The organism is Spiroplasma endosymbiont of Panorpa germanica (assembly GCF_964019765.1).
GTDB lineage: Bacteria > Bacillota_I > Bacilli_A > Mycoplasmatales > Mycoplasmataceae > Spiroplasma_B.
Genome location: NZ_OZ026461.1, coordinates 298380 through 310250, shown reverse-complemented (window position 1 = coordinate 310250; position 11871 = coordinate 298380). Strand labels below are relative to the sequence as shown.

General features: G+C 28.8%; 7 protein-coding genes. 1 reads left to right on the top strand and 6 read right to left on the bottom strand.

The window, feature by feature from the left end:
• Nucleotides 1-67: 67 nt before the first annotated feature.
• Genes AACK87_RS01380 through AACK87_RS01360 form a run of 5 tightly spaced genes read right to left on the bottom strand, consistent with a single transcriptional unit; the run spans nucleotide 68 to nucleotide 9767 of the window.
• The gene (locus AACK87_RS01380; protein WP_338972796.1) at nucleotides 68-973 is read right to left on the bottom strand and encodes a hypothetical protein; all 906 of its coding nucleotides are present in this window, start codon (nucleotides 971-973) and stop codon (nucleotides 68-70) included.
• The gene (locus AACK87_RS01375; protein ID WP_338972795.1) at nucleotides 948-2942 is read right to left on the bottom strand and encodes a fructose PTS transporter subunit IIA; all 1995 of its coding nucleotides are present in this window, start codon (nucleotides 2940-2942) and stop codon (nucleotides 948-950) included. The genes AACK87_RS01380 and AACK87_RS01375 overlap by 26 nt, the downstream gene beginning before the upstream one ends.
• Nucleotides 2942-5623 carry a hypothetical protein gene (locus tag AACK87_RS01370; RefSeq protein WP_338972794.1) on the bottom strand — a complete coding sequence of 894 codons (2682 nt, stop codon included), beginning with the start codon at nucleotides 5621-5623 and terminating at the stop codon, nucleotides 2942-2944. Before AACK87_RS01370 ends, AACK87_RS01375 begins: the two co-directional genes overlap by 1 nt.
• A 4-nt stretch (nucleotides 5624-5627) precedes the next feature.
• Complete coding sequence (locus AACK87_RS01365; RefSeq protein ID WP_338972793.1) at nucleotides 5628-8255, bottom strand: glycosyl hydrolase-related protein; 2628 nt, start codon at nucleotides 8253-8255, stop codon at nucleotides 5628-5630.
• A 9-nt stretch (nucleotides 8256-8264) separates the two neighbouring features.
• Nucleotides 8265-9767, bottom strand: coding sequence for an MATE family efflux transporter (locus AACK87_RS01360; protein ID WP_338972792.1), 1503 nt, complete (start codon nucleotides 9765-9767; stop codon nucleotides 8265-8267).
• A 129-nt stretch (nucleotides 9768-9896) separates the two neighbouring features.
• On the opposite strand from AACK87_RS01360, the gene AACK87_RS01355 reads away from it, so the two are divergent.
• The gene (locus tag AACK87_RS01355; RefSeq protein ID WP_338972791.1) at nucleotides 9897-10541 is read left to right on the top strand and encodes a lipoprotein; all 645 of its coding nucleotides are present in this window, start codon (nucleotides 9897-9899) and stop codon (nucleotides 10539-10541) included.
• Nucleotides 10542-10787: 246 nt separating this feature from the next.
• On the opposite strand, the gene AACK87_RS01350 is transcribed toward AACK87_RS01355, so the two are convergent.
• The gene (locus AACK87_RS01350; protein WP_338972790.1) at nucleotides 10788-11867 is read right to left on the bottom strand and encodes an ABC transporter ATP-binding protein; all 1080 of its coding nucleotides are present in this window, start codon (nucleotides 11865-11867) and stop codon (nucleotides 10788-10790) included.
• Between the last annotated feature and the right edge of the window lie 4 nt (nucleotides 11868-11871).

Below are 11871 nucleotides of genomic sequence, written 5' to 3'. Positions count from 1 at the left end.
TTAAAACACCCCTTTTCAAATTTATAAAAGATAATTTTGGAATGCTTTTTCAATAGGTTTAAAATTTTTACTGTTTTTTATTTTCTTTTCGATAGTAATCATTATTGTTATCTTTTCATGAATTTAGCTCAGTCATAAGTGACTTAGACACAAGAAATTTATTTTTATTTTTATGAAGTAAGAATGTTTTTAAGTAGTCGTTAAAAACTATAAAAGAACTTAAAGGGCTAGAAAGTATCATGTCATTCTTTAATTCAATATCCATTAGATTGTTATGAATAAATATAGTTCTATTTTTATCTTCAGGAATTTTGCAGTTTAAGTTTGAAGTTATTAACCATGTTTTTAATTCAGGATTAGTTTCTTTCAAGATATTCCAAAATTCAATAGTAAATTCTGATACTCCTTTAAAAGAATAAATAATTAGTAAATCTTGGCTTTCGATTTCGCTAACTATATTTTTAAAATTGCTTTTATTTTTAATCAGTTGGGCGCACTTAAGTTCCATTTTTGAAAACATTCCAAATAAATCATTCACTGCCAACAAACCGTGACCTTGTCCAAATCCTAAAATTTTATTTGCTTTTAAAATATCCTCACATAAATTTTCGATTTTGCTAATTTGATCGTCCAAAATTAATTTATTTTTAAAATTACTAACTTTATTATTATCAAAAATTAAATTAGATATTTTATTACCTTCACCATCTTTAGATTCTGAATTCCCACTAATTTTAATAGCGTTATTAATACCTCTAATTATTCCTAGTCTAAAAATGAAGGTTTTTCATCCATTTATCTCAATATTATTCAAAAAGGTATAAATGAAGCTAATGCCACATCCATACTTTTCTGATATTTCTCTGATACTTAATTCTAAAATATCATCTAGATTATTAATCACAAAGTTGTAAAAATCAACTTGTTTTTCGTTTAAATTTGTTAAATTAAATTTGTTGAACTCTTTTTGCATTTTTAACCTTAATTTTTTCGTTTTTTTGAAACATTATACAATTAATTATACCTCCAAAAATAGGAGAAGTTAAGGTTAAAATTAAAAAACCAATATTGAATGATGGTAAATCAAAACCACAAAGCTGTAAGAAATTATCTGTTGAAAACCCAAAGAAGACACCCAAAATATTGTTGTATCCCCCAAAAGTTTTAATATGAAATACACCGATTATAGCTCCACAATAAATTGCTAAAAGATAATTGGCAACGTAAGCTTTTCATTTGTATTTCTCAATTGTTCACAAAGCACCTTCTGAAATTCCATTAAATCCTTGTTTTCCTGCTTTACTTGAAAGTTTAATCTCTTCTTCGCTTAATTTGTTTTTCATTAGTAACCCTCTGACTCAAACAGCAATACCTGGTGTAGAAATAGCTATAACCTGAGCAGTTAATGGGGTCATTCATGGGTTTTGTGGTGAAACCGAGAATGAATCTATAAAGAATAAAGCTGAGAAAGTGATCGTTCACTTATTAATTGGCCCTCCCATATCGGTTACCATTAAACCAAAAAATAAAGTTGCAAAAATCATTCTAAATCATCAGTGATTGCTATCAAGAATAATAATATTTTCAAAAAGGAAATTATTAGCAAATGAAATTGGATTGAATAAGTAAAAACTAGCAAATCCTGTTACAAAAACTAATAGAATCTGTAAAAATCATTTGAAGCCCCCATTTAATTTCTTATTCTTTGAGAAAATTTTTGAATTAAATTTATAAACATAGTTGTTATACATTATGGCAATTAAACTAACTATAATGGCCCCCATAACTCCAATAGAAATAAACTTACTCTCTTCAAAATATTTTAAGTTTTTATAAATGGTTACGATAAACAATGAACCTCCAACAACACTAGCGCTTCCCTCTGATTTTGTGAAACTAAATGTTAACAAAGCTGCAAGAATTGGGATGGCTGGGATTGACATGAATTTTAGCACTTCCAAGCACTGATTTATAAAAATACTGTCAGTTTTTATTTGGCTGGCAAAAAAGAATACAGCAGTAATTAAGGCGAATAGTCGAATTATATTGTATGTCTTTCCAACTGAATAAGAAGCGCTTTGATGTAGTTTAATTTTAAAGAAATCATCTAAAACCTGTTTAGATTTTTTAACTTTAATATTTCCCTTTAAAATATCAAAACATTTTTCTGTATTTTTAATTGCATCAATTGTTCTAACCTTATAAATATTGTTATGCTTAATATGACTTAAATCTAAATTCTTATCAACAGCTATCAACACTCCTTTAGCTTTTTGAAGATCTTCTTCTGTTATAATATTTTGATCTCCTCGGGCTCCGTGAGTTTCTATTTTAATATTAAAATTATTTTCTTGAGCATACTTTAGTAATTTTTGCTCAGCTAAATAAGTGTGAGCTAAACCAAATGTACAAGCCGAAACTGCAACATAAAAATCTTTGTCTTCATCAAGGGGCGCTTGTGAATTTTTTGTATTGTTGTCACCTTCAAAAATTGTATTTATTTCTTGAAAAAGTTTTGAATCACTTTTTTCATTTGAAATCTTGTCTATAAAATCTTGATCAAGTAGCTTGTTGGCTAATATCCCAAGAATTCTTAAATGTTCATCACCAACGTTTTCATCTTCTGGAACCAAAATACAAAAGAATTTATCAGATGGATTACCATCCATCGCCTGTCATTCGATACCTTTTTTTAATCTTATAAATAAAACTGCGCTTTTTTTTATCTCTTTAAATCTGGTGTGAGGAATTGCTACTCCATTTTCAAAACCAGTTGATGATAATTGTTCTCTTTGAATTAACTTTTCAACAACCTTGCTCTTGTCGTCACAAATTTCGTTGTCATAACATAATTGAGCTATTTTATCCAATAATTCTTCAGCATTATTTGCTTCCACATTAATATTTAAGTATTTTTTTTGAAAGACTTTTGACTGAGACATTATTTTTCTCCTTTTTTAATAATAGTTTTGAATTTATTGATACCTAATATTTTATCAAATTTTTCTTCATTTCTTTCCAATGAATTAGCTTGAATTATTTTTTGATTTGAATCTAAGACATCAATATTTACGGGATTATGAGATGGATTGTACAATCTAAAGACCATATCTTCTTGATTATAACCTTGCTTTACACAAGCAACAAAGAAATTTTTATTTCATTTAAAAATATTTGATGGCTCTGGACTTTTAGTGATATTATCGACTTTTGACATTCAAAAAGTTTGTCCCTTGAATAAGTAAACTGAAATATTTTGTTTTTGAAATGAAGAACTTGGTAAGAAATGCATCTTCGAGCTAACTCCAATGTTTTCATCGTGAGAAATTTTAAAGTTTAAATTAAATTCCATTTCTTCTAATAAATTACTTTCTGGTGTTTCATAAGGATAATCATTAATTCCACTTGCTCTTCCAGGTCGGTACATTAATCCGCGTCTACCAATTAGTGAAACCCCTCTAAATAGAGTCAAAGCAATAGTTGAAAAATCTTTACCAATTATCTCAAATTCATTATTACCAATAGTGAATATTGAAAATTTAAATTCATTTTGTGGATTTAAAAATACAACTGATTCACAAGTTTCAATGCATACAGGATCATCTTTTCACTTATCTTTTTCTCAACGATTTGAATTAATTTTGTCAACTACAGGTCTTTTTATAAGTGATCCAGACTGATCAGCAAATGAGAATTCATTTTTTGTTTTAGTGTCTCATAAAATTCTTCATCTGATATCTTTGGCCACGTTTTTTAAATTGATCTTTACATCAAAGTTATCTTTATTTAATCAAATATTTATTTTGATAGGTTGTTTAATTTTTTCCTTAGAATCAAGACTACTAAACACTTCTCAATCTTGATTGATAATCATTTGCTGATTTTCATCAACAACAATACTTTGAAAACTGATTATTTTATTAATCTTCAATCCGTTATTTTTTGAAGGTGAGAAGTCATAAGTATCTCCGGCATCAAACATTGCTTCAAGTGAAAGGATTGTCTCTTTTTGATTTTGAACAACTTTAATGCTTCCATCTTTTAATAATTCAATTTCTACATTTTCATTTTTAATGCTGTTTTTAACCTCCGATTTCATTAGTATTTTTTTAAATAAGTCTTCTTCGTTATCAATAACTTTATATATATCAAAATGTAATCCATCAATTGAATTAGTTAAGAACTCAATATTTGTAACATAAAATCCTTTTTCATCAATTGAAGTTTTATTTATATGCGAATCTTTTTCAATAATAAATTGGTCACGATTGTAAAATTTTTGGTCTATAATTTTATATTTTATATTTTCTTCGTTTTTGCTAACGTAAAATTTTTTGTTTCGAGTAACGATTGGCATTAAAACTTTGACCTCTTGTTTGAAAGGCATTGTATTGAAAATTATTAAATCATTTTTTTGCAAATTTAAATATTCCGTAATTCTTCTCTTAATTAGTACCGTTTGTGATTCTAACATTGATTGGGCTTGTTTTAGTCGTATCATTATTTCGCGATTGGTTTCATCAGTACAACTACCCCCAAGACTATCATGAGCGTGACATTCTAGCAAAAGTTTATTTGCTTTTTCAAAAATTCTTTCAGGATATTGACCGGTGAATTTTTTATAAATCAGCCCCATGGGTTCTGCTTCATTATAAAGTTGGTATTCTACTTTTTTAGAAAGTAATTTTATATCATATCTAGAAGAGGCTATTGTTCTATGAGTTCTTGAATATTGACCATATTTTAATTCTCCAGTAATTTGATTTTTAGCAATATCTTTGGTCGAGTTTTTGATATCAATACAAAAACTGTCATAGTCACTCAAAATTCATTCATGCTCTTTATCAATTTTGTTCAATTCTTTGATAAAAATAGGTAATCATTCAATCACAGGAGCTTGATCTGAACCGAATGGGAAACATAAGACGTTTCCAGTATTTTTATTTACTTTTTTTCAATTGTTTAAGTCTTCATGCGTTGAACTAAATTTATCCAAGTACTCTTTTGCCAATTCGGCCATGTTGTTTTTATTTCATTTTTTATAGACAGAATCAAAAGCTCAGAAAGTTAGACCGTATCCATATTTAAAAATATTGTAAAAATCAACTTGAGATCCATCAATTCCCTCCCATTGACTATAAACCGAATTTTTAATATGGTCTTCATTAACACCTCTTCACTGAATTAGAGTATCACATTCAGTTGATTTAAGAATTTGAGGCATATTAGAGTTAAATCCAAAAGAATCTGGAGTATAAGCATTTTTTATACTGTGACCTCTTTTTTCTGCCCCCAATTTACCAATAACTAAATTTCTAACAATTGATTCCCCGTTTGTGTTGAACATATCTGGTTGTGTAAACCAAGGACCTACTAAAAGTTTCTTGTCCTTAATTAATTTGTTTATGATTTTTTCGTCCTCGGGGAAATAATTTAAGTAGTCATCAACGATTGATAATTGGCTGTCAAAGACTATGTTTTTAAAACTATCAGGATTATCGCAAATTGCTTTTAATTTTTTGATATTGTCTATTAAAAATACTGTTGATACTTCTTTGGTAAAATACCATTCTTTATCTCAGTGCGTATGAGGCACAAAGTGTATTTTTCATTTCTTATTCATAATTTTATCCTCTATCTATAATAAATGTTTTAATTTCGTATGGTTTGAAATTTAATTCTGCTACTTTATTTTTTCTTTCAAGAAGATTAACTTCTTCTATAATTTTGAACTTTCCAGTTGCTTTTATTTTTTCGTTGGCATCAGAAGAATTGAAAATTCTCAAAATATAACAGTCTTTAGACTCATGCTTTTTAATTGCTTTGATTACTAAATTATCATTTTCCACAGTAAATAAATTTTCTAGTTCTAACTTTAAGCCATATTCTAAATCAGCTATAAGAAATCTTTCAAACCTGTTGAAGTATAAATTTAGGTTTTGTTTTTGATAATAAATGGGTTTTGAAATAGTATTTTGCGCAATATTTCAAGCTGATTTTTCACTATCAACAATGAACAAATCAAATTCTACGTTGATTTCTTTTAAAAGTTTTGATTCTTCTGTAGTAATCAGGTAGTCACTAGTTCCACTAGCCCTTCCCGGTCTTCAAAGCAAGTTATTTCTCCCAAGTAACGAAACACTTCTAAATAATGTTAAGGAAATATTTTCAAAATTATTTCCAGTAATTTGATATTCATTTGTTCCAAGTGTGATTAATCCAAATTTGTATTTATCGTTTTTCAAATAAACAAAATTTTCGTTAGTTTCGATTTCGACTGGCTTTTCATTTCATCCTTCTTTTTCTCAAAAATCATTCTCCTTTAGTTGTACAGGTCTTTGTTCAGTTCCAAATGCTTGACTAGCGTATGAATATTTTGAATTTAGAATTGAAGAATTAAAATTTGCCCTCCATTTTATATTTGGATTTTTATTATCAATTGATACTTTAAAATTTATTTGCGATTTATCGCTGACCAAAATTTTGGTAACTATTTTTTGTTTTTTTCCTTTTGTAATAGAATAAATATTTTCGATCACGATTTCACAATGGCTATCAAAATTTTTAATAGCTGTCTTAGAGGATTCTATTTTGCTGATTATTATGTTGTCTATTGTTTCTGGTGAAAAATCATAAGAGTCCCCCATATCTCTTTGAGCTTCAAAGATTAATTGATTTGTGAAATCAATATTTCTTTCCTTATCTAAAATATTTAAAACCCCATCGCTGTTAACATTAATTTTCCATTTTGAATTCTCTCATTGATTTACTTTTTTTGCAACTATTTTTTTGATATTTTTACTATTCTCTTTTAAAATTAATTTCTTTACCTGCATTCCAGAAAAATTCAAACCCTTTAAGATAATTTCTGTTTTTCAATAACCACCAAGGGCATCTTGAGATTCTCCGTTTGTACCCAAATTTATTTCCAGGTTAGGATTAATAAAATTAGAATCAGTAATTATTTTCTCAATCATTTCCTTTTCATCATAGATTTCAAATGAAGGTGATTTTGTAAACACTGTCATTTTTAAATCAGATACCCTAGCTTTTGGATAAGGGTTAAAAACCAGAATTTCATTGTTTTCACTGCCACTCATAATTGCTTTAAATATTTTAGTGATCTGAGACATCGAAAATTGTTTAGCTCATTGTAATCTAGATATAACATCCCGATTAGTTTCATCCGTGTTACATCCCCCAAGACTATCGTGAGCATGAGAAGTTAGAGTATGTTTAATAGTTTTGTTAATAAGATCGCTTGGATAACTTCCACCAATAGAGTTAAAATAAACACTTAGCGGTTCAAGTTGATCGTAAATTAGATTATCAACTTCTTTTGCCAAAATTTTAATATCCATTCTTTGTGAACCAATTGTTTTATGAATACGAGAATTTTGCGGACTTTTTAGTTCTCCCTTGTATGTGGGGATATCAACTATGTCTTTGATAGTTTTAAAATATTCATCATACTCAGATCAATATCATTCATTAACGGGATCTATCTTATTTAATTCTTCTAAAAAAACATCGATATATTCATTAACCGGGGCTTGATCACCACCTAAAGGAAGAAGTAAATGTTCGGGTGAATTTGGATTAAATTTCTTCAATTCATTCAAAGTAGCTTCAAAGTTTTTTAGAAAAGTTTTAGCATAACTCGCAGCATTTTTTGCATTAAGTTCCAAATAAGGAAAGAAACTTCCCATTATTCAATAACCTTTTAGTAAATTATAGGCTTTAATTTTTGTTCCATCCAAACCTTCTCAATAATGCAAAACTGAGTTAGACATTTTTTCTTTGGTAATACCTCTTCAATAAATCATATTATCTAATTCTGCTAACTTATAAATTTGAGGCATTTGACTGCTTTGACCAAAAGAATCAGGAACATATGCATTTTTCATTGAATGTCCCAAAGTCTCTGCCATATTAGTTCCAATAAGCAAATTTCTAACAATCGCTTCAGATGTGGTATTAAATAAATCTGGTTGTGAATATCACGGACCAATGATTATTTTTTGACTTCTTATATTTTTATTAAGTTCTTCACAATCTCCACCTAGAATTTGAAAATCATCGATAATAGAACTTTGGCCATCATAAGCGAAACTTTTGAAGTTCGAATTTGTTTTAGCCAAATTATTTAGTTTTTCAAGATTGCCTTTTAAAAGCAAATCTGAGTCCTGCTTTGTGAAATACCATTCTTTATCTCAATGAGCATGTGGTACTATGTGTATTTTATTTTTTTTCATATTGTCTCCTTAATTTATTAAATTACTTCTTGCTGATTTAATTCAAACTTTTTTATTTCATAGTATCCAGTAGATCGAACCTCTAACTATTTCTTCAATCGCTTGAATCAAACAAATCGTTAACATCAAAGTTATGGCTCTATTATTTATCAAATCTTGATTAGAATAGTCAAGACTATTTGGAAAGATTAAGCTGTTTGCTAAAATAACAAAGCCTATATTGAATATTGAAAGAGTTATAGCGGCGCAAATTACAGGAACAACAGTATATTTGGCTGCTCTAAGACAGGATAAACCAACTTGATTCATGGTTCTACCAAAATCTTGAAATCCTATAATTAATAACATAAATATTCCCACCGAAAATATAACATCAACGGGAATATTGTAAATCATTAGTAAGGGATATGCCAAAATTAATGTTATCAGTGAAAAAGGTAAGGCAATCATTAGTGTTAGATATCAGAAACGATTTGCTACCTTTATTTCCCAGCCCCGAATATTAGAACCTATTAGCCGAGCTACAAAAATTGAAGAAACTTGTCCCAAAGATGATGAAAGCAGTAATCCAAAATTGGTGATTTGTTGAGCTGCAATAAGAGTATTAAACAAGGCATCATCACGCCCAAATTCACTTGAAGCGAAAGTAACATATTTGGTGGTAAAAGCCCCAGCAAAATTAAAAATCATAGCTTCAATCGCAGTAGGAACTCCAATTATTAAAATAAGTTTGATAATTGACTTGTTCCAGCAACTTTTATTCTGTGTAAAAATAGCCTTAATATTAAAATGCTTAAAATTTAATACTAATAAAAATATAGTTAAAAATATGGCTGACCCGAAACTACCAAACGCAGTTCCAATGGCTGCATACGGAGTTGTCAATGCAACTGTTCAAACTATAATTGTGTTGACTATGTTTGAAAGTACTAATACTAAAAAAATTGTTTTCATTTTTCCAATGGCAATTTCTGCTCTTTGAGAAACTACATTAATACTTGTTAAGAAAAGAATAACTAAATTGATGTAGTAAATAATGTCTGCGGTTTTTCAATATTCTTCTTCTAGGTTAACTCACCTATATGTAAAATTTTTCATTCCCAGCAACCCAAAAATAACAATAAAAGTTATTAGTAGATTAAACATTCAACCAGTAAAAATTGCCTTGTGTAAATCTGTTTCACGGCCTTGACCTAACATATTTCCCATTATTACAAAAACCCCAGCTGAGGCAAAACTTGGCAGAAAAATAACTCAGTTATAAGCAAAATTAGCTTTGTTCACAACCGCGGTTCAAACACCTCCGTCAATTCATCTAAGAAGCAAGCTGTTTAACATAGCTATTAAAACAGTGGAAATCATTTGAAGATAAATTGGCAATGTTAGCGATCATAGATTTTTATAGAAGTTCCTATAAATCATGAAATTCAGATTAGGATTTTGAGAAATTTCCGCTTCATCTGATTTGCTTAATTTTCAGGCATAACGACTTTCTTTTGAATTTTCTTTCATTTGGTCTCTCTCGTGTATACTATTGATACATAAATATTTTACTATCAATATTTTTTTGATTTTTTTTTTTGATTTTTTTGGAATATTATTCTACGTCACAATGTTAAAATATCTATAGGAGAGATTCACATGAAAAAACTACTTACAATTTTGGGAGCATTTAGCTTAGCTGTTGCCCCGGGTTTAACTACAATTAGCTGTTTTGCAATTGGAGAAGATGCTTTAGCTTATTTATCAACTAAAATATCAGGAGACTGAGAAAAGAGTAACAAAGCTCAAATATACCATTTTAAAGATAATTCACAATCTAATAACTATGATTACAGCCCCATAATTTGTGATTTTTTAAAGTTAATGGGTAGTGATAAGTACGATACCAATAAATATCGCCCTTTGCAACTGCAATTCTTAAATGAGATGGAGTTTTATAACTACAAAACCGAAAATAATGGCCCAGTTCCGGAACTAGAATACACAATTTCAAATCCAAAAAGCCTTCAAAGGCACGAAATTATATATAAAAATAAGGCAGATGTTGAGGAAAAAGTAGTTCTTAATAGGATTATTAGGGTGGAAAACTACACCAAAGCTCCTGAACAGGTTAATTTTGATGTAAAATTCAAGGATATAATTGTAAAAGAATACATTTTTCAAGGTGATAATCAAGGTCTAGGTACATATGTTGCAACTAAAAATACTAAAAAAGTCGATATATTTGTTAGAAACATAACAATTGAGGAATTAAATTCAAATGCAATTATTATTAGTCAGTAACATAGTCTTTAATAAAAATAATAATAAAATGGAAGTGTAAACATTTCGTTTAAAATACTTAAGAATGAGAAATGATTTTAAGATTCAAAAGTTTGCTTTTGGCTTTCAGTCAAAATAGATAGTTCCACTATTTTAAAGGAGTGCTGAAAAATATTGTTTGCTGTAATTTGAAAATGCTTTCTGATCTTTTTCAAGAAAAGAAATTAGAAGATAAAATCAGTTGTTATGAAATAACAACTGATTTTTTTACTTAATTCTTTTTTGAGTTTCTCCATCAAATAGGAAATACTTTTCAAATGAAACATTTATTTTTTGGTCTGCCTCTACTGAGGTGGTGTTTGAAACGGTAACTGAGATATTTGAGTTATCATCAACAAATCCCTTTATTTCCTTTTCTTTACCTAAAGACTCCACGTGAATCACTAAAACTTCTGTATCAGTTTTTGATTTAGTTATTTTAATTGATTCACTTCTAACACAAAAGTAAATTCATTTACTTTTCAAATTATTAATAGCTTCAATTTCTTCTTTTGTTAATTTCACTTTGATATTCTTAGATTCATTTACAAAACAGCCATCTTTGTCTAAAGTTCCTTTGTACTGATTAATTGTTGGATTACCAATAAAGTTGGCGACAAATAAATTCTCTGGATTTTCATAAAGATCCGTTGGTGTTCCAACTTGCTGAATTTTTTGATCATTCATTAAAACTATTTTAGTTGCCATGGTCATCGCTTCCACTTGATCATGGGTTACATAAATAGTTGTAGACTCTAGTGCCTTATGAATTTTAACAATTTCAGTACGCATAGTTTCTCTCAGTTTAGCATCCAAGTTCGAAAGTGGTTCATCCATTAAAAATAGCTTAGGTTTACGAACGATGGCACGACCAAGAGCAACCCTCTGTCTTTGTCCTCCCGAAATTTCACTTGGTTTTTTATAAAGCAAGTGGGTTATGTTAAGAATTTCAGCGACATCCTTTACTCTTTGATCAATCAAATCTTTCTTAGCTTTTTTCATTTTCAACCCAAAGCCCATATTTTTATAAACGTTCATATGAGGATATAGAGCATAACTTTGGAAAACCATGGCGATGTCTCTGTCTTTTGGTGGTAAGTCGTTAGCTCTTTTTTCATCGAAAACTAAATCTCCCTTGGTGATTGAATTTAAACCAGCAATCATTCTTAATAAAGTAGTTTTACCACAACCACTGGGTCCAAGCATTACACAAAAATCTTTATCTTCAATATTTAAATTAATATTTTCTAAAGTGTAGAGCGGATTCCCCTCATATTTTTTTGATAAATTTCTTAATTCTACTTTCATATTT